The sequence below is a fragment of the uncultured Methanobrevibacter sp. genome, from assembly GCF_937881195.1.
Classification (GTDB): Archaea; Methanobacteriota; Methanobacteria; order Methanobacteriales; family Methanobacteriaceae; genus Methanobinarius.
Genome location: NZ_CALGFC010000029.1, coordinates 1 through 20,720 on the forward strand (window position 1 = coordinate 1; position 20,720 = coordinate 20,720).

General features: G+C 25.9%; 22 protein-coding genes. All 22 read left to right on the forward strand.

Annotated features, from left to right (window positions below; genetic code table 11):
• Positions 1 to 650 precede the first annotated feature (650 nt).
• The 22 genes from Q0087_RS04360 (at position 651) to Q0087_RS04465 (ending at position 20,591) form a co-directional block, all read left to right on the forward strand.
• The gene (locus tag Q0087_RS04360; RefSeq protein ID WP_297898453.1) at positions 651 to 1,019 is read left to right on the forward strand and encodes an energy-converting hydrogenase A subunit A EhaA; all 369 of its coding nucleotides are present in this window, start codon (positions 651 to 653) and stop codon (positions 1,017 to 1,019) included.
• On the forward strand, positions 1,019 to 1,519 hold the full coding sequence (locus tag Q0087_RS04365) for a hypothetical protein (protein WP_297898454.1): 501 nt from the start codon (positions 1,019 to 1,021) through the stop codon (positions 1,517 to 1,519). The genes Q0087_RS04360 and Q0087_RS04365 overlap by 1 nt, the downstream gene beginning before the upstream one ends.
• Positions 1,520 to 1,958: 439 nt before the next feature.
• Complete coding sequence (locus tag Q0087_RS04370) at positions 1,959 to 2,210, forward strand: DUF2109 family protein (protein ID WP_297898455.1); 252 nt, start codon at positions 1,959 to 1,961, stop codon at positions 2,208 to 2,210.
• A gap of 35 nt (positions 2,211 to 2,245) precedes the next feature.
• On the forward strand, positions 2,246 to 2,533 hold the full coding sequence (locus tag Q0087_RS04375; RefSeq protein WP_297898456.1) for a DUF2108 domain-containing protein: 288 nt from the start codon (positions 2,246 to 2,248) through the stop codon (positions 2,531 to 2,533).
• Positions 2,526 to 2,786 carry an EhaE family protein gene (locus tag Q0087_RS04380; protein ID WP_297898457.1) on the forward strand — a complete coding sequence of 87 codons (261 nt, stop codon included), beginning with the start codon at positions 2,526 to 2,528 and terminating at the stop codon, positions 2,784 to 2,786. Before Q0087_RS04375 ends, Q0087_RS04380 begins: the two co-directional genes overlap by 8 nt.
• Positions 2,783 to 3,325, forward strand: coding sequence for an EhaF family protein (locus Q0087_RS04385; RefSeq protein ID WP_297898458.1), 543 nt, complete (start codon positions 2,783 to 2,785; stop codon positions 3,323 to 3,325). The genes Q0087_RS04380 and Q0087_RS04385 overlap by 4 nt, the downstream gene beginning before the upstream one ends.
• 1 nt (position 3,326) lies before the next feature.
• Positions 3,327 to 4,031: an EhaG family protein gene (locus Q0087_RS04390; protein WP_297898459.1), complete on the forward strand. Its 705-nt coding sequence runs from the start codon at positions 3,327 to 3,329 to the stop codon at positions 4,029 to 4,031.
• A 223-nt stretch (positions 4,032 to 4,254) separates the two neighbouring features.
• Positions 4,255 to 4,926: a hypothetical protein gene (locus tag Q0087_RS04395; protein WP_297898460.1), complete on the forward strand. Its 672-nt coding sequence runs from the start codon at positions 4,255 to 4,257 to the stop codon at positions 4,924 to 4,926.
• A 136-nt stretch (positions 4,927 to 5,062) separates the two neighbouring features.
• Positions 5,063 to 5,278 (forward strand): DUF788 domain-containing protein, encoded by a 216-nt coding sequence (locus Q0087_RS04400; protein ID WP_297898461.1) that lies wholly within the window; start codon positions 5,063 to 5,065, stop codon positions 5,276 to 5,278.
• 36 nt (positions 5,279 to 5,314) lie between these two features.
• Positions 5,315 to 6,178, forward strand: a complete 864-nt coding sequence (locus Q0087_RS04405) for a respiratory chain complex I subunit 1 family protein (RefSeq protein WP_297898462.1) — start codon at positions 5,315 to 5,317, stop codon at positions 6,176 to 6,178.
• A 369-nt stretch (positions 6,179 to 6,547) separates the two neighbouring features.
• Complete coding sequence (locus tag Q0087_RS04410) at positions 6,548 to 6,805, forward strand: hydrogenase (protein WP_297898463.1); 258 nt, start codon at positions 6,548 to 6,550, stop codon at positions 6,803 to 6,805.
• Positions 6,806 to 6,844: 39 nt separating this feature from the next.
• Positions 6,845 to 7,180, forward strand: coding sequence for an energy-converting hydrogenase subunit EhaL family protein (locus tag Q0087_RS04415; protein WP_297898464.1), 336 nt, complete (start codon positions 6,845 to 6,847; stop codon positions 7,178 to 7,180).
• 63 nt (positions 7,181 to 7,243) lie between these two features.
• A complete protein-coding gene (locus Q0087_RS04420; protein ID WP_297898465.1) occupies positions 7,244 to 7,627 on the forward strand; it encodes a DUF1959 family protein in 384 nt (127 codons plus the stop codon).
• A gap of 324 nt (positions 7,628 to 7,951) precedes the next feature.
• Positions 7,952 to 8,440 (forward strand): NADH-quinone oxidoreductase subunit B family protein, encoded by a 489-nt coding sequence (locus tag Q0087_RS04425; RefSeq protein ID WP_297898466.1) that lies wholly within the window; start codon positions 7,952 to 7,954, stop codon positions 8,438 to 8,440.
• On the forward strand, positions 8,441 to 9,565 hold the full coding sequence (locus Q0087_RS04430) for a nickel-dependent hydrogenase large subunit (protein ID WP_297898467.1): 1,125 nt from the start codon (positions 8,441 to 8,443) through the stop codon (positions 9,563 to 9,565). It abuts the gene before it with no gap.
• A 129-nt stretch (positions 9,566 to 9,694) separates the two neighbouring features.
• The gene (locus Q0087_RS04435) at positions 9,695 to 10,723 is read left to right on the forward strand and encodes a 4Fe-4S binding protein (RefSeq protein ID WP_297898468.1); all 1,029 of its coding nucleotides are present in this window, start codon (positions 9,695 to 9,697) and stop codon (positions 10,721 to 10,723) included.
• A gap of 15 nt (positions 10,724 to 10,738) precedes the next feature.
• Positions 10,739 to 12,091, forward strand: coding sequence for a 4Fe-4S binding protein (locus Q0087_RS04440; RefSeq protein ID WP_297898469.1), 1,353 nt, complete (start codon positions 10,739 to 10,741; stop codon positions 12,089 to 12,091).
• Positions 12,092 to 12,447: 356 nt separating this feature from the next.
• Complete coding sequence (locus Q0087_RS04445) at positions 12,448 to 13,512, forward strand: hypothetical protein (RefSeq protein ID WP_297898470.1); 1,065 nt, start codon at positions 12,448 to 12,450, stop codon at positions 13,510 to 13,512.
• Positions 13,513 to 13,849: 337 nt separating this feature from the next.
• Entirely contained in the window at positions 13,850 to 14,749 is a 900-nt protein-coding gene (locus tag Q0087_RS04450; RefSeq protein ID WP_297898517.1) for a formylmethanofuran--tetrahydromethanopterin N-formyltransferase, read from the forward strand.
• 408 nt (positions 14,750 to 15,157) lie between these two features.
• The gene (locus Q0087_RS04455; RefSeq protein WP_297898471.1) at positions 15,158 to 16,153 is read left to right on the forward strand and encodes a carbohydrate kinase family protein; all 996 of its coding nucleotides are present in this window, start codon (positions 15,158 to 15,160) and stop codon (positions 16,151 to 16,153) included.
• 813 nt (positions 16,154 to 16,966) lie between these two features.
• A complete protein-coding gene (locus Q0087_RS04460; RefSeq protein WP_297898472.1) occupies positions 16,967 to 19,054 on the forward strand; it encodes an acetate--CoA ligase family protein in 2,088 nt (695 codons plus the stop codon).
• Between the two features lie 703 nt (positions 19,055 to 19,757).
• Positions 19,758 to 20,591, forward strand: a complete 834-nt coding sequence (locus Q0087_RS04465; RefSeq protein WP_297898473.1) for a 4Fe-4S binding protein — start codon at positions 19,758 to 19,760, stop codon at positions 20,589 to 20,591.
• The last annotated feature ends 129 nt before the right edge of the window (positions 20,592 to 20,720 follow it).

Here is a 20,720-nt window from a genome sequence, read left to right on the forward strand (position 1 = left end):
TTAATCTTTAAATTTAAATTTTAAATCTATTAATTTTAAATTCTTTAATCTTTAATTTTTTAATTTTTTTTCTAAATTTAATTTTAAATTTTTTAATCATTTTTTAAATTAATCTTTAATTTTTTAATTTTTTTGTTTAGTTTTATTGGTTTTTATTAGTTCTATTATCAAAATTATTAATATTTAATATTCTTTTTGTTTAATTTAGTAAAATATAGATTGAATTTACTATTTTTATCTACTATATTATATGATCCCTAATGCCAATTGATATAAATACTAATATTTAATATTCTGATTCAATTTAAATATAGATTAATATGTATGTTTAATTGGATTGCTATTAAGAATAATCATTATTTAATTAATAATAACTTTTAATTCTTATTTCGAGTTTTTTTGTTAATAAAATTTATGAAAATCTTAATAAATAGCTTAGAATACTCAATATATCTTAAGATAATTGGTGAAATATTATCATTTTATGTTTAAATATTTCTATATTCAAATTTTCTTAGTTTTAATCTTTGATTCTAGCTTAGTTATGTATAAATTATCAATGTTAGGTATACAAAATTATTAACTTTATATTGGTTTACTCAAGCTTCAAGTAACAACATTTATATATCTTATAGAGCTTACATTTTATCATGATTATTCATGTTGATGAAACATACTTATTACTAAATATATTAATTACCGTAATTGTATCTATAGTAATAGCTTTAGGGCTAGGTTTACCCCTACTTCCAAAAAAACCTATTAGGTTTTCTTTTGATAAAAGTGCGATATTTCCTACTCCTATTTTTGCTATGGGATTTTTAGCAATTTGTTTTTCAGTGAATTTCTATTGGATTTATAACGGAATGATATTAGCTGTGTTCTGGGGTGTTGTTTCTGGTTTATTTGTTAAATATGCCTTTGATTATGTTTTTCCAAAGCCTTCTAATAATGAGAGTGAGAGTGATTTGGATATAAATTCTTCTAATGAAATTTCCAAAACAGAGGAGGGTAATTAATGAATGAAATTTTAGGAATCATATTTGCAACTATTATAGCTTGGCTAAATTTTGTTCTCATTGATACTTACCTTGGACTACCCGAGGCTCCTGGTGTTAAAGGTGCAGATATTGTAGGTCATGAAATTAAAAAGAGAGGTGGTGATTTAGCAGGGGGATTTTTCCAAGGAAACATACTATGTTCTCCGGACGCTTCTGCAGGAACTCTTTTAGCTTCAATCGGTTATATGTTGATTGGAATTGAAGGAGGATTAATAGCTGCTTTCTTTGTGTATATTGGAAATAGGTTATGTGCAGATCCTGGATATGCTGGGACTACTGGTGCTTTGACTACAATAGTTTTAATATATCTTACATCTTTCATTGGTTTAACACCAGAAATGTTTGTTGTAGGAATGGTAATAGCTATAACTACTATTCAAGGTTTACATCATCCAAGCTCATCTAAATTAATTGGATGTATTGCTAAATCATTTAATAGACATACTAAATTAGAATAATCATTATATTATGAAATTTGGTAAAAAATTAGCTAATTAACTTATATATGATTTTAGTATTTAATTTATAAAAATTTATAAGATTTATAAATTTTAAGATTAAAATTATTATAATAATTAATCTTATTTGTTAGACAAAATATATTAAACTTATATTATAGTTAGTACAAATTTTATAATATTGGTATTTTATTTAAAATTATATTAAAATTTTATATTATATTAAAGTTTTATATTAAATCAAAATTATATTAAAATTTTATATTAAATCAAAGTTTTATATTAAATCAAAATTATATTAAAATTTTATATTAAATTAAAATTTATATTTAAATTATATTTTATAGATACATGTTATATTATAAAAATTAGATAATGTAAAAATTATATTGATGTAAGTTGTATCTATAAACAAAATTGTGTTATTGGAATGTTAAGTATGATAGAAGAAATTATTGGAGTAATTATTATCATAATGGCTATAAGAACACTTTTAGCTAAGAATAAAGCTGAAAGAATGCTTTATGTTAATGTAATTGATTTTGCTGTTTCAGCACTTATTGCATTGACTGTTAATAGTCCTTTTGGTCTTGTAATTGCTATTACATTTTTCATAACTTCTACTATTGGTTCTAATGCAATAGCTTATACTTTAGATAGATTAGAAAATGAAATTATTCTTGAGGAGTGAAATATAATATATTACTATTATAATTGGTGAATTTAATGATTTTTTTAGATTTTCTTAATGTAACCTCAATATCAATAATCCTAATGTTTATCGGTGCTGCAGGTATCATAATGCTTGTTAAGCCACTTGATAAACTTATAATGTTTGCAGTAATGGAAGCAGGGTTATTATTGGCTGTTGTTTCATTTAGATATTTAGATGTGGCTTTAGTAATTGCCTTGTTTGGACCAATCTCTACTGTTATATTCCTTTTATCTATAATAAAAATTAATGATATTAGAAAGAGAAATAAAAACAATCCTGAAGGTGAGCTATTTGATTGAAATTCAAATGTTATTTTATGCAGGTTGTATATTGGCTATAGTTGGAAGTATAGCTACTGTAGCAGGCCCTGGTGTCAATGATCCTATTGTTAGAACATTCAATACAGAAATTGCTGCAGTTGGAATATCATTAATATTTCTTGTTTATAATCATACATTAGCACTAATGACTTTTGTAGCAGCTACTGCTGCTATTACTCTTATATTACTTAGAGCTATAACCAGATTAGAAGAAATGGGGGCAGATGTATGAGTCGGATTGGACGTCTGTGGAATTCTCTTGCTAATCCTGATAAAATTCCTAAATTATTTTCTATAATTTTGGCAGTAGTTATTTTGGTTGGTTTTATAGTTCCTTTGAGCTTAGATGTTAATCAATTATATCCACGTCCCGCACCTCAAGTTCAAGTTGAAGAAGGTTCTCCACTTGCTCCTTATGATAGAGGAGGTGTTGTTTTAGAAGTTCCAGGAATTACAAAAGCTCAATATCCTGAAAATGCTAAGTCTTTAGGTATGATAACTTCTTATATGACTCCTCAAGCGATTCTTGTTTCGTCGATTTCTCCTTATTTTGGAACTTCGATATATTCTTCGCCTGGAGGCCTTATAGATGAAATTCTTTATTATACAAGAGGTTTCGATACAATATTAGAATCATCTATTTTGATGATGGCATTTATTATAGCTTCTTGGTTAGCCCTTAATTTTACTATAAATAGAAAAAAAGAAGAAAATAATGGTAATAGTAATTCTAAAAATGATTCTTTGAATTTAAATAAGGAGGAGCAGTGATATGGTAACTTTAGTTCCAGAAGTTGTTCCAGCTATTACAGCATCTTTATATCTTCCTGCATTATATGTAGCTATTTTAGTAGGATTCATTGGTTTAACTGGAATTGCAATTCAAAAAAGAGACATTCATATTTTAATACTAACTGATCTTGTCGGTTTTGCAATGTTAATAGTTGTTGCTGCTGTTGGAACTGATTTAGCTGAAGCATTGATACTTCCAGGATTAGTTGTAGAATTAGCAGAGATAATGGCTATTTCAGAAATTTTAATATCTCGAGAAATGAGAAAAGCTGAAAATGCTGTTCCTAAAGATAGGACTATTACAGAAAAACCTTCTGTATTCCCACTTCCTTTAAAATTAGACATGGAAATAATGGAAACTGCTCCAAATTTTTTAGCTCTTGTAATGATACTTTATGGAGCATTTTTAACTGGATTTACCGGTGGTGCAGTAGCTGGTGGGGGAATATTGTTTTATATGATGTGTAGAAAAGCAAGAGGATTGCCTGTATTTGTAATTGAAGGTATTGGGGCAGTATCTGGTATTTCATGGTGTTTATGGATAGTTGGATTTGTTCTATTATTCTTAGTTCCTCAATATTGGCTTCTTGGATTGTTTATGGCTGCTTGTGGGTTAGTTCTAAAAGTAGCTTCAAAATTAGGTTTAATTGGATCAATTCTCACTGAAGAATTTAGAAGAGAATAATAGATTTATTGAGATTAATGAATCTAGAAAGAAGATTCAAATTAAAAATATTAATAAATTTAGTTTAAAAAAATTTACTAAAAAATATTAGTTTAAAAAATTTATTAAAAAAGATTAGTTTAAAAAATTTACTAAAAAAAATTTATAAAAATAATTTATAAAATAAATTTATTAAAAAATAATATATAATGGATTAATTTATCATAAAATAAAGAGGATTAATATGGATATTACATCATTAGGTGGTAATTTACTTGGAACAATACCTTTAGGGGATATTGTATTATATTTAACCCCATTCCATCTATTCATGTTTGCAGTTGTTTTAATATTCACATTTCTTATAGCTATTAGTAGAACTGAAACTCAAGTCGAGGCAGAATTTGGAACTTTAAAAGAAAATAAAGTTTCAATAGGGTTAAGTGAATTTAAAATAAGAAGATTTTTAGCTATTGTTTGTGGATTAGCTACTGCTGGAGCAATGATTACTGGAGATTTATTCAATTTGACTCTATTCATTGCATTAATAGGTATTGTTAATGTAGGTATAGTTTCTGCAGTAAAACAGGTAGATGTTCTTGATGCCGCTTATCAATATGGTATAATGGCTATGATTTCATCACTTCCATTGTTTGGTGGAGCAGCTATAATTCTTGCTGCTACTGGTACTTTAAGCTTATTTGTACTTTCAGGAATTGGTACATCTCCTATGATGATCTTTGGAGCAATACTTATATTAATAGGTGTAGCTGGTGAAACTGGTATAGCTCCATTTTTTGCTACAAAAGCAGAAATGTTTAGGACTCCTGGTTCTCCATTTTTATTAATTATTCATTTAAGTTCCTTAATGATAATTATAAGGGTGATTGAAGTACTACTAATAATTGTAACATAATTCAGATCTATATTAGTTATTATCTATTATATAAAATCATATTATATAAAATAGATATTATATAAAATAATATTATATAAAATAAATAATTATAAAAATTTAATTTAAATAAAATTTAGAATAATTAGGTGTGAAAATGAATAAACTAATGTTAACTAGTTACTCATTGTTAATAATATCAATACTACTAATATTATATGCTTTAATATTTAGTCCATCTGCTTGGATTGTTTATGGGATAGCTATTGTATTCATACCAATATTTATACTTTCATTAGGTTTAATAACTATGGCAAAAGCTAAAAAAGAAGAGAAGGAGGAAAGAACTGAAGAACCATTCATTGGATATTAAGTCTTTATGTTTAGTTTTTCATCTTTAGTTGATACCATGAATTTAATGGCTAATATCATTATTAATGTTGTAATAGCTTTTTTACTTGGAAGTTTGCTGTTAGGATTCCATAGGAAAGTAATGGCAAGAATACAGCTTAGACCAGGGCCTCCTATTATACAACATTTTCTTCATTCTTTAAAATTCTTTTTTAAAGAATCTTCATTCCCAAAAACTGCATCTATGCCATTTTATATAGCTATTGCTTGTATGTATTGTGCTATATGGGTAGTTGCTGTGATTGCTGGACCTGTTTCTTATGGTTCACTATTAATAATATTTGGTGTATATGCTGTTTATAAAATTGTTGAACACAATGCAGGATCTTCATCTGGTTCTCCTTATGGTAAAATGAGTTGTGTCAGGGCAGTTTTTTCAGCAGCAGCTGAAATTCCGCTATTTGCAGTTTTGGTCATTGTATTTCTTCAAACAGGAACTATGAATTTGGGAGAGATTGTAACATATCAATCAATTAATGGTCCTTTAATATTTTCAATACCATTAGCGGCACTAATGTTCTTTGTTCTTATAGTTTCTAAATCACCATATTCTCCGTTTTCAATAACTAAAGGAAAAGACATTATTTCTGGTTTTGAAACTGAGCACTTTGGTGTTTTAAGAGGTTATATGATGCTTTCAGAGTCCATAGCATGGTATATATTGTTATGGGTGTTTTTAACAGTTTTCTTCGGACCTCTTTCAATAATTGGATACTTAATTGGAATGATATTGATTACTGCTATAGTTGCGCTTATAAATGTTACTACTCCAATTTTAAACCCTAATCATTCTGTCATGAGTCAGATTTCTTTAGCTATTATTGGAATAGTTGGATCTCTATTACTAATGTTTATAGCTTAAATATGATAAAATATATTTAAAATGAATATATTTAATTTAAAATGAATATATTTAATTTTCATCATTTTTAAGTTCATAATTAAAAAATAAATAAAATTATTATAAGATATAATTATTATAATATTAAATGATTATAACTTGAATTATTTAATATGAATTATTATAATATGAATTGTTATGATATAATTTAATATTAAATATTATATTTGATTTAAATTTATAATTGATTAAATTATAATTTAATAGGCTTATCATTTGATTTAAGTATTAAAACTATAATTGACTTTAATTTAAAGTTTTGTTTAGATTTGATTTAAAATTATCAATGAATTAATTAATGAGGGATATTATGAATAAAGAGGATATATTATGAATAAAGAAAAAGATTTTATTGTATTAACCTCATGTGTTGCTCTTGGGATTATAATAGCTAGTGGGTTAGCTATGGTAATTCAAAGATGGGAGGTTATCCCTGTAACAATTTTTGGATTTCTCATGTTTCCTTTGATATTACTTCAAAATAAAGAAAAATTTGCACATATAACTGAAAATTTAGAAAATATAATATTTATGATAACTTTAGTTATCATTATTGTATCATTTATACTACTTTATAAGCCTATGTAGTATTTATTAACCAATTATAATCTTTACTGGGTGATATGAATGAATGAATTATCCTATTTAATATATATACTTGTCTTTATTATAGGATCTATTTTAGGTCTTTTAATAAGCTATAAAAAGCATGGAGAACCTTTTATTATAAATGATATTGAAATAGTTTCTCTAATAATTGCTATAATTGGATGGATATTATTATTTAATTATGGAATTATTTCTATTATAATTGGTTTTATTTCTCCAGAAATATTGATATCTATAGGTTTATTCCTAATAGCTTTAGTAATGGGTATGAGGCCAGGTTATGGGAGAAAAGAAACTTTTATAGGAATAATCATATCTGCTTTAATATGGTTTGGTGTTTATATATTGATTTAGATTTTTAAGGAAATATGTTTAAAAATTATTGTTTAAAAATTTTTACTTTATATTGGTGATAATGTGGATGAGGATAAAAAGCTATTGGAAACAATGAAATTAAGAATTCTTCGGAGTTTTAAGTGGAAAGAAGATGTTGTTACTCCTTTAGCTAATGAATTAGAAATTTCAAATGAAGAACTTGAAAAAATCTTAATGAATAATTTAGATATGTCTAGTTTAGAAGCTCTTCATGCCACTCTTGAATCAGCTAAGCCGAAATGCCTTTCTGAAAAGCTTCATGCAGATTTAAGATTTTGTTGGTTATGTGATGTAATGGAGATAATAACTATTGAAGAAGCTAATAGGATTAAATTTTCATTAGTAAAAGAAATAATTAATGGAAAAGATTATGATTTAGTTTTAAAAGATGGCAAAAAGCAAGTTTTAGACTTATTGTCTATGTAAATATTTTTATTATTATATGTTATTAATGTTTTAATTATACATTTGCTAAAAATTGTTAATATATTTATTAAAAAATTAATAAAAATTAATGAAATAGTAATCAAATAAATATAAATAAATATAATCTAATTATAAATAGTTATAATAGAATATAATAATTTTTAGATTATAGTTATTATAATAATTTTTAGTTTATAGTTATTATAATAATTTTTAGTTTATATTATTAAAGAATGTTTAAATCATTAAATATTAAGATTGTTTAAATCATTAAATATTATTTAAATCTAATTTAAAATTAAGTTTGATCTAAGAGGTCAGTAAATGCTAAATACTCTTAAAGATATTGTTAGAAAAAGTTCCATCCATGTTTGTTTAGTTAATTGTGGGGGATGTAATGGTTGTGATGTAGAGATTGTTTCACTATTATCTCCTAGATATGATCTTGAACAATATGGAATTTATGTTCACAATAATCCTCGTGAAGCAGATGTTATATTAATAACTGGAGCTGTTACTGAACAATGGATTAAAAAAATAAGAAGAATATATACAAAAGCCCCTGAACCTAAAGTAGTTGCTTGTGTTGGTAATTGTCCATTATCTGGGGATGTATTTAACCAAGAAGGTGGAAAAGTCCACGCTCCTGTTTCTGACTTTATTCCAGTAGATGCTGAGATTTCTGGCTGTCCTCCAAGACCTAGTGAAATTTTAGAAGCTATTCTTACAGTTGCTCCTGGAGCAATTGCAGCTAGAGGAAGGGAAGCTAATGGAAAAGAAACTGCAAAAGAATCTAATAATGGAGGCAAATAAATGATATTACCTATTGGTCCAATTCACCCTGGTTTAAAAGAACCTCTAAGGTTAAAATTACAAACTAAAGGTGAAAGAGTTTTAAAAGCCGAAATTGATTATGGTTATGTTCACAGAGGAATTGAAAAGATTATGGAAGGTAAAACTTGGCAAAAATGTATTTACCTTGCTGAAAGAGTCTGTGGAATTTGTTCTTATGAACATACACAAACATTTGCAGAAACAATAGAAAAAATTTCTGATGTTAGGGCCCCTGCACGTGCTCAACTTTTGAGAGTTATTACTAATGAGTTAGATAGGATTCAAAGTCATTTTTTAGCTAATTCTACATATTTCAAGACTATAGAACATGAAACTTTATTTATGTATGTTTTATCTTTGAGAGAACATGCAATGGATTCTATTGAACTTTTAACTGGTAATAGGGTTAATATGGGTTGGAATGTTGTTGGTGGTGTTCGTATGGATGCAAAAAAAGTCCACCTTGATGCAATATTGGAAAATATTAGCTTAATTGAAAAAGATTTAGATAGATATACTGAAATTTTCAGTGAAGGGCCTCTTGTTGGTCTTCGTTCTAAAGATGTTGGTAAAATGACAAGAGATCAAGCTTTAAAAGGTAGGGCAGTTGGACCTATTGGAAGAGCTTCTGGTTTAAAGCATGATTTAAGAGAACAACATCATACTTACAGAGATTATCTTGATTTTAAACCTGTTTGGAGAAAAGAAGGAGATAATTATGCAAGGACTATGAATAGATTTACAGAAATTTCTAATTCTATTGATTTAATAAGGCAAGCAATTGATGTTTTGCCTGAAGGCGATATCAGAACTAAAGTTGAGATTGGTTCTGGATATGCTGAGTGGAGAAATGAGGCTCCAAGAGGTGAAGTTGTTTATATGATTGAAACTAATGGTAATTTAATTAAGCATATTTCTATTAGAACTCCTAGTATTATGAATATTGACTCATGTGCTAAATATATGCTTAAAGATGTTGCAACAGTTTCAGATGCTGTAGCTACTTATGCAAGTGCAGATCCTTGTATTGCTTGTGCTGAAAGGGTGGCTATTATAGATGTTGATAAAGGTGAAACTTCAAAAGATTTTTATAATTTGAAGTAATCTATATAATTCTAAATTTAATTGTATTTAAATATGGATTGTAAGTATAATTATATCTAATTATTAATTTGAATGTAATTAATTATTAAACTATAATTTATTATCTAATTTATTAATTAAGGGTAAAATATGTCTTCTGTAATTTGGTATTTGTATGAATTTGCTAGGAAATCTTTTTTAGAAGGGATTACTGATGCAAAATCTCAACATGATATTGTTGAAAAGCCGGATAGGTTTAGGGATTTTCCAGAAGTTCTTAAAGAATATTGTATCGGTTGTGGGGCTTGTACTCAATCTTGTCCATCTCCTCATGCTATTAAACTTGTTAGGGATGGAGATGATCATGATGGTGAAGGTAAAGCATATCCTGTTATAAATAAAAGAGCTTGTATTAGGTGCGGATTTTGTGCAGAAGTCTGTCCAACAGAACCTAAAACATTGCTTTGTGGTGAGAATCATTTAATTAGGGAAGAATTTAATATAATTCCATCTAAAAGACAGTATACTGTAGATGATTTTTTATGTATTAAATGTAAAAAATGTATTAAATCCTGTCCTGTAGAAGGAGCAATTATTGAAAAAGATAATAAAATTATGGTGGACCAATCAAAATGTATTTCTTGTGGGAATTGCTTAGAGGCATGTCCTGTGAAAGGAGCTATGAAAGGAGTATTTATTGATAACCTTGAAGATCAAAAAGCAATAATTCGACTTGTTGTAAACACTCTTGAAGAGTTTATTGAAAGTAAAGAAGATGAACTCAATAATTTGCCTTCTGAAAAACTTCTTAAATTACAATTGCCTTTATCCGAAATTTGGGATAAGGCATTAAATATATTGCCTGATGAAGAAGTAGCATTAGAAATAATTGAAAATGCTACTGATAGATTAAAAATTAGAATTATCACTTGGGATGAATCTAAGTGTAAAAAATGTCGTTTATGTGTTGATGAATGTCCAACAAAAGCTATTAGTTATGATTCTGAAAAGAATGAAGTTAAAAGAGACTCTGATAAATGTCTAAGATGTAGTAATTGTTATCAAACTTGTCCTTTCTCTGTTGTTAAGTATTTCATAGCAAAATTTTTACTTGATGATGTTAATGGAGAAAAAGTAATTTTAATCACATTAAAAGAATCTCAATTAGCTAATAGGTGAATATTATATTAGGGGATGATTATTATCGAGGTTTCTACTAAAAAATGCACTAAGCCTTTAAGGGAAGTTGAAGTCGATTATGAAATCGACAATAGTAAGTGCGAAATATGTAAAGATAAACCTTGCCTTAAAGCTTGTCCAGTTGAAGCTATTTATATCGATTCAGATGATGACACTACTAAAATAAATGAAAAATGTTTTGGTTGTGTTTTATGTAGGGAAGCTTGTCCATATGATGCTATAAAAATGAAAACAAAGTTAGCTGATCCTATTAGTGAAAATATTCCTAATATAAATTCTAAACTTTGTAGGGCATGTGGGGCTTGTGTTTCTTCTTGTAAAACAGGAGCAATTCATTTAACTTCTTCTGGGAGTGAAGAGGTTCATAGTGAAATTGATGAAGATAAATGTGTTAGATGTGGCTATTGTTTTAGATCTTGTCCAACAGATGCAATTAAATATGGGGAAATACTCCCTAGAACTGTCTCTGGTGGAAGAGCAATTGTTGTAAATCAAAAAAATTGTATTGGTTGTATGACATGTACAAGAATATGTCCTTCTAGGGGAGCTATTAATGTTGGTAAAACAAGTAAATTACCTTACATTGACCCTTCCTATTGTGCAAGATGTGAGGAATGTATGGAAGTTTGCCCATCTTCAGCTATTAAATATTCTTCTCGTAAAAAAGCTTATGAATCTTTTAATAAAATTCGATCTTTAGAAATAGCTTCCAGCATTATTGATAAAGATATCAAAAAGTTATCAAATGATATTGCAAAAGTTGATTCAATTTTATCAGATTTGGCTCATGAATCATCTGATAAAAAAGATAAAGATTTTGAAATAAATGTTACTAAATCTATAATTAATAAAATTGAAGATATTACAGTTTCTGATATTTCTGTAGTTGATATGAATGATTTAGTCGAATATTTCCCTCCTATTCGTAAAATTAAAGTTTTTGAGGATAATTGTATTGGCTGTGGGGAATGTATTCCAATTTGTCCTGTAAATGCTATTTGGTTAGAGTTACCATCACCAATTCATATTGAAGATAACTGTGTATTTTGTGGTAAATGTGTTTCAACTTGTCCTGTAACAGCTATTGAATTAACTGAAGAATTTTTTGAAACTCGTGAAAATGATATTTATTTCATTAGAAGAAATATTGAATCTGTTAGAGATGGTGAATTTAAAATTCATAAAGATTTATGTCAAGCATGTGGAGTTTGTGTAAACCAATGCCCAGTTGATGCATTGAGTTTAGATGATGATGAAATTTCTGTTGATCAAGATTTATGTATATCTTGTAGGGAATGTGAAGCTTTATGTCCTGTTAATGCTATTAAAATTTGCTTAAAAAAATGATAGTTAATTTTTGATTATAAAATGGTTAATTATTAACAATTATAAGTGATTATAATATGGTAATTAATTATATTATTTTATTCATCTAATTTTTTTATCATTTAACTTAAATTATTAATTAAAATTTAGTCATATATTTCTAAAACTATTTAGTCATATATTTCTAAAACTATATTAGTAAATTATTTTTAATGGCTTAATAATTTTTAAAGTATCAATTTATTATAGAATTTTTTATTATTCTCATGTCATTATTATTCTTATTATCATAATTTTTATTATTATTCTTACTATTATTATTCTTATTATCATTATTATTATTATTATTATTATTATTTTTAAATGGAGGAAATTTTTTGAAAAGATTATTTGTAACTGACTGTGAAGGCCCATTATCTTTGAATGATAATGCATATGAACTTGCAAAAGAATTTATTCCTTCTGGGGACGATTTTTTTAGGATTATTAGTTTATTTGATGATTATTTAGTCGATGTAGTTAAAAAAGAAGGTTATAACTCTGGAAATACTCTTAAACTTATTATACCATTTTTTAAAGCTTACAATATATCTAATAAGGATATTATTAATTTTTCTAAAGAACATATTTTTTTAGTTCAAAATGCAGAAAAAACAATCAAATTAGCTATAAATACTATGGACTCTTTTATTGTAAGTACTAGTTATGGTCAATATATTGAAGCTATATCTGATTATCTTGATTTTCCTTTTGAAAATACATACTTTACAAAATTAAATAATTTAGATGATTATGAGATATCTAATGAAGAAAGAGAAAAATTATTTAAATTTAAAGAAGATATTGTTAAAATTGCTAAAAAAGAGTCTAAAACTGGTGAATTAGATACTGAAACTTTAAATAAAATATTTTTTGAAGAAATTCCTATGATGGATATATTTAATATAATAAAAGATATTAAATGTATTGGCGGAATTGGTAAAAAAAATGCTATTGAAGACATAATGTCTAAATTGGAACTTAATAAAGCTAGTATAATGTATGTAGGGGATAGTCATACCGATGTTGAACCTTTAAATTTTGCAAAAGAAAACGGAGGGATTGCTGTTTCTTTTAATGGTAATGAAGTAGCTATAAGAGAAGCAGATATAGCTATAATTTCAGATAATACTATTCCTACTTCTTTTTTGATAGATCTTCATAGTAAATTCAATAGGGAATATGTTTTTGAATTTGTTAAATCTTATTCTACTGATACTAAAAGGGCTTTTGAAAGTTTCAGAATCGGGTTTGCTCTTATAGAGGAGTTTAATGAAATATTTAAGAATAAAGATTTGCCGATAATTGAGATTGTTAAAGAAGATAATATTGATATGCTTGTTTCTGAAAGTTTAAAAATGAGAAAAAAACTCAGAGGAAAAGATATTGGTTCTTTAGGATAATTTGATAATTTTTAATAAATTTTTAATATATTTTATCTTTTTTTTATTTTATTCATTATCAATTATCTTATAATATAATAATAAATTTTTTACAGTCTTTTTTATAATCATACTTTCATTTTAAACTATAGATCCTTTTTTTAATTATATTCTCTTTTTTTAATTATATCTCTTTTTTATAATTATATTTCCTTTTTTTTTTAATTATATTTCCTTTTTATTATTACTTCTTAATTTTTTTTATTTTATAATATATATTATAGTAAATTTTATAATTTATAATATTAATATAATAATATTGTTTATAATTTATATAGTAATAATAAGGTGTTTTATGATAAACGAAAATCTAATTGAAGATACTTTTGCAGAATGCTTTTCTGGAAAATATATTAGGGCATTAATAACTGCTGATGATAAAGATACTCTAAAACAAGCTGCTTATGATTCTACTTCAACTCCTAGTGCAGTTATTGGGCGAATTGAAGGAGGAGTGGAATGTTTTGTTGATAAAGATGAAACTCCTGATGGTCGTATTGGTGCAATTGTACAATATTGGTTTGGCCTTGATGATATGGAAAAATATGAATTAGAATTATCTTATAGAATTCGTCAAGATGTTTTGGTTAAACCTTTTACGAAAATGTTCAATTATACTAAAATAGCTGATGGAAAAGGGTCTATTAACATGATGAAACAAGTTGGACATTGTGGTGATGGATATGAATGGATTGAAAATGTCTACAATCGTGAAATGATAAATGTTCCTATTGCAGTTCCTGACTTTCAAATAGAAAATGAATTATATTATGGTGAGGGAATAATGGGTGCTAATTTTTGGTATATGTGTAAAACTAAAGAAGCAGTTCTTGAAGCAGGGAAATTAGCTATAGATGCAATAATGGATGTTGAAGGTGCAATAGCTCCTTTTGGGATATGTTCTGCTGCTTCTAAGGTTGAAACAAACTATCCTTGGATTGGACCTACTACAAACCATCCTTATTGTCCATCATTGAAGAAAGATATTAAAAATTTATCTAAGGTCCCTGATGAAGTTAATTATATTCCTGAAATTGTTATTAATGGAATTAATATGGATACTGCGAAATTAGCTATGAAAAAATCTATTGGGGCTGTTTTAGAGAGTGAATATGCAGATGATATTGTTAAAATATCTGCTGGGAACTTTAATGGTGAACTTGGAGAGTATAATATTAATTTATTAGATCTTTTATAAATAAATCATTTAGTATTTTTTTATAAAATGAATCTTTTATTAAATCTTTTATAAAATGATTTTTTATAAATTTTAGTATTATATTCTTTTATTTATTATCATATCCTACTATTTTATTTAAAATTTAATTATTTAAGTTATTAATTATTAGATTGGTTAATTAGTAAATTTTTATCTTATTAAAGGGTATTAATGAATATTTATCTTACTAGGGGGTATTAATAAATTTTTATCTTACTAGGGGGTATTAATAAATTTTTATCTTACTAGGAGTGTATTAATAAATTTTTATCTTACTAGGAGTGTATTAATAAATTTTTATCTCATTAAAATTGTATTATTAAATTTATGTATTATTAAATTATTTTTCATGTCTATAAAATAATCTAAAATATTAGGGAGTAAAATATGAGTATTATAAATAATAATATTCCTGTTGATGTAATTGGTTTTGGTGCTTTAAATCTTGACAAAATGTATTATGTTAATGAAATTGCTTGTCAAGACCAAGAAAGTTATATTAAAGATTTAGATTCCAATCCTGGAGGATCAGCAGCTAATACTATTATGGGTCTTTCTCGTTTAGGATTAAACACATCTTACATTGGTAAAATAGCTGATGATGAGGAAGGAGAATGTATTGAATTAAAACTAATCTCTGAGGGAGTATTTGTTAATAATTTAATCATGTCTGAAAAAGGTAATTCTGGGAAAGTTCTTGGATTTATTGATGAGAATGGTGAACGTGCATTATATGTTGATTCAGGAGTTAATGATGAAATATCTATTGATGAAATTAATCTTAAAAATATCCAAAATACAAAAATAATTCATTATTCTTCTTTTTTAGGAGATTCATTTAATACTCAATTGGAACTATTGGATTATATTCCAGATTCTGTTATATTGAGTTTAGATCCAGGAATGTTCTATGCCAAAAAAGAGATTAAAGATATAAAAAAACTTTTAGATAGGACAAATATTCTCCTTATTAATGAAAATGAGCTTAAATTACTATTTGAAAATTATTATTCTGAAGTTGATGGTTTAATAGATTCTGATGAAGGTTTATCATTTAGGGATATTGCTATTCATGTCCTTGACGATGGAATTGACACAGTTGTTGTTAAAAGAGGATCAAAAAGTGTTTATGCCATTAATAATAAAGATGAGGAGGTTAAAGTTCCAGTTTTCAATGTTGATGTTGTAGATACAACTGCTGCTGGGGACTCATTTAATGTAGGATTTTTATATTCTTATTTAAAAGGATATTCTCTTGAAAAATCTTGTTTAATTGGAAATTGGGTTGCTTCAAAATGTGTTGAAAATATTTGTACTATTGGTCTTCCAAATAAAACTCAATTAGAAAATTTTGAAAATAATATAGATGATACTAATCATTAAATAATTTTCTATTATTATTTTTTATTCCATGAATTTTTCATGTTTTTTGTATAATTTCTTGTTTTAGGGTTTACAATTTATACGAATCCTAATTATTAATGTAAAAGTAATTATTTTTATTATTACTGGCTTATTTATCATTATTTTTTCAAAATGTTTATATTATAAAAAGTGTAATATAAAAAAAGTAGATTAAAATAATAAAAATTATATTATATTTAGCATATTAAGTTTTATATTAATATCTTCTTAATATTTCTTGAAATTTTGATTAATATTTGAATATTTTAAGTTTAATATTTGAATGAAATTTTATTATATAATAAATTTAATAATTATATTACTTTTAATTTAATAATATTTTTAATTTAATAAGTGTATTATTTTTAATTTAATAATATTTCTTAATTTAATAATATTTCTTAATTTAATAATTATTATTTTTAAATTATTTTTATGTTTTAATCCATTTTTTCGCATGCTATAATTAAAATATTATTGATGTTTTATTTTAGCTATTCGGATGTTTTAATATTTTAATTAATATTTTATTTAATTAATATTTCATTTAATTAATATTTATTTAATTACAATCTAATTATTGATTAAATTTATATTTTAGTGTTTGAGTTTGTTTAGTTTTTATATGTATGTTCATTCCTAACTTTAAATAATAAATTAAAATATTGTATATTAAATTAATTAAAGATTATTCGATTGATAAATTTATGTTGTATCTATATTAGAGGTTTTAATTAGATTTTTTATCTATATCGAAGATTAATCTGTAGTTTAAAAGTACAAGGTGATAGAATGCATGGAGTATTTAATGCTAAATCAATTGCAGTAATAGGTGCAACAGATAAAAAAGGTAAAATTGGTAATGATATAATAAAATCACTATTAAAGTGTTATGAAGGTAAAATAATTCCTGTAAATGTTAAGGGTGGAGAAATTTTAGGACTAACAGTATATAAATCATTAGAAGAATATGGTCCTGTTGATTTAGTTGTAATTGCTATACCTGCTGTACATATAATTAATGCTGTTGAAAATTGTGGTGAACTTGGAATAAAAAATATAATAGTTATATCTGCAGGATTTAAAGAAATTAGCGAAGATGGAGCTAAACTAGAAAATGAACTTATAGGAATATGTAATAAATATGACATTAAATTAGTAGGTCCAAATTGTTTAGGAGTTATAGATACTTATAATGATATGAATGCATCATTCTCTGCTGACATGGCTCTTAAGGGTAAAATTTCCTTCATGTCTCAATCTGGAGCTATAATGTCTGCTATTTTGGATTATGCAGATAAAAAAAATATCGGATTTTCTAGAATTGTAAGTCTTGGAAATAAAGCAATTATTAATGAAAAGGATTGTATTGAAAATTTTGTTGAGGATGTTAATACTGAGGTTATAATAGGATATCTTGAGGGAATTGTGGATGGTCCAAATTTTATAACTGCATGTAGAGAAGCTAGTAAAAAGAAACCTATTCTTATTATCAAATCAGGAAGAACCTCTAAAGGTTCAGAAGCGGTTTCATCTCACACAGGTACAATAGCAGGGTCAGATTCAGCTTATGAAGCTGCATTTTCCCAAGCAGGAGTTTTAAGAATTGATTCTCTTGCTGAAATGATGGATTATAGTACTGCTTTTGCTTTATCACCATTACCTAAAGGTAATAAAATAGTTATAATCACAAATGCTGGTGGTCCAGGTATTATGGTCACTGATGAAATAATAAGGCAGGGAATGGAACTTGCTGAAATTTCAGAAGATACTAAAAATAGATTAAAAGAAGGTTTAGCTCCTACTGCTAGTGTTAAAAATCCTGTTGATATTTTAGGTGATGCAAGCCCTGAAACATATAAATTTGCTCTTGATGTGGTTTTAGATGATCCTAATGTTGATGGTGTGATCTTTTTAGTGACTCCTCAATCTGTAACTGATGGTGAAGGTACAGCTAGAGTAGCTATTGATGCTGTTAAGAAAACAGACAAACCAATTTTATGTAGTTTCTTTGGAGGAACTGAGTTTGAAAAAGCTGAGAAAATACTTTCAAAGGAAGGTATTCCTAATTATTTATATCCTAGGATGGCTGTTAATAGTATGAAAGCATTATATAGATATAGTAAAATAAAAGATATGGAATATCAGGAACCTCCTAAATTTGATGTTGATAAAAAATTAGTTGAAGAGATTATTAAAAATGCCTATGATAATGGTGATTTATCTTTAGGATTGGAATCTTTTGATATTTTAAAAGCTTATGGAATACCTGCTGTAGGTACAGCTATTACAACTAAACTTGAGGATACTGTGGCTGCTGCTGAAGAAATTGGATATCCTCTTGTTATGAAAATCATTTCTCCTCAGATTTCTCATAAATCAGATGTTGGTGGAATAAAGCTTAATTTAAATAATAAAGAGGAAGTTGAAGAAGCTTATAATGATATGATGGAAAATATTCCATTAATAGAACCTGATGCTGATTTAGAAGGGGTTCAATTACAAAAAATGTTATCTGGTGGTAAGGAAGTTATTGTCGGAATGGTTAAAGATCCAACATTTGGTCCAATGATCATGTTTGGGCTTGGTGGTATATATGTTGAAATATTAAAAGATGTTAAATTTGCAATTGCACCAGTAAATCATGAAGAAGCTTATTCTATGGTAAAAAATATTAAAACACATAAACTTTTAGAGGGAGCTCGTGGTGAAAATCCAGCGGATATTGATTCAATTACTGAAGTAATCTTAAGGATTTCTCAACTTGTAACTGATTTCCCTGAAATTAATGAATTTGAGATTAATCCTCTAATTGTTTTTGATGAAGGTGAAGGTGCATTAGCTGTTGATATGAGGTTAGTATTAAAAGAAAATAATTAGGTTTATAATATTTTATAAATTTTATATATTTCATTTAATTTTATTTTTTTAGATTTAATAGGATTATATTGATTTCATTATACTCCTATTATTCTATTTTCAACAGGATTTTATAGATTATATGAATTTTATATTTAATTTTATTTTTTAGATCTAATAATGGCTATTTATCTTTAATTAATTTGGTTTTAGACTTTTTAAAATCAAATTATATTTTCAATTATTTTTTTTAAAGTTTATTGAACTAATATTATATTTTTTAATTAGTAGTTAGTTTTAAGTTTGTTAATATTTATTTTATTTCTCTTTATAATCTTTTATTAAATTTTATAATCTTTTATTAAATAAATACTATTAATTTGCCTTAAATAAATAAATTGTAAAAAATTTAAAGTTCTATGGTAAAAATATGGATAGGACAGTAATTTTAATAATTAAATGTAAAAATAATAAATGAAAAATTCAATCTCTTCTGAATTAAGAAGATAATAATATATATTAGAATTAATAAAAATATTTTTATCTTTTATAATATAATCCTATGATTTTTACATTTATCATAAAGATTAATTATTATGTATTTTGTGATTTAATTTGTAATTTATTATATAATTTCTGATTTATTTATATTCAATAATTTATTACATAATTTGGGTTATTATAAAAATTAATATTGATATGCTCATATTATAGAGGAAGATTTATGGAAATAAAACTTAAAAAACAGATTGAGAATCTTCAAAGAGAAGTTGTTCTTAAATCAGTAGATTTAGATGATGATATCGATGATTTTGAAGTTGATATTGGTGCTTATGATGGGTATGATAAGCTTATAACTATTTCTCCGCGTTGTGTTAGATGTGATCTTTGTGTTGAAGAGTGTCCTGTTGATGCAATTTCTCCTTCTAGTGTGGTCAAAAAATCTAGAGTTGAAAATAATTGTGTTAAATGTGAAATTTGTGCACAAACCTGTCCCGTTTCTTGTATTTATGTAATGGATACTAAATCGACAATTAATAAAGAAGATAATAATGTTGAATATTCTTTGAAAGAAGTAAAAGTTCCTCATCGTGTTCTTCGGATGGAAAATATTAGTATTGATAGAACTAAATGTAATAATTGTGGGAATTGTATTAAGTTCTGTCCTACAAAAGCTATTACTATTAAAGAAAAATCAATAATCGAAGCTGCTGATGATACTTCTTATCCTTATTTAGAGGATAAAGAATATCCTTATATTGATAAAAAACTTTGTGTTGGTTGTGGGTCATGTGTTAATCTGTGTGATACTAATGCAATAACTTTGGATAGAATTTTAGGTCCTGTGATTGTAACTAAATCTCTTTGTATAGATCAAGATGCATGTGTACAATGTTATCTTTGTGAAGAATCTTGTCCTGTTGATGCTATTAAATTAGATGGCGAAAAAGTTGTATTAGATAATGACAAGTGTATTAGATGTAATGTATGCTCAAGTAAATGTCCAGTAAATGCTCTAAGCTTGAAAAATTTAACAAATAATGAGGAAATTGATTAATTTAAAAGTAAATATATCTACTATTATTATTTATATTATTTATCTTAAAATTTATTTATAATTATCTATCTGTTATGATTTATATTAAAAAAATCAATTGTTTTATAATTGTATATTCAATTTTAAGGA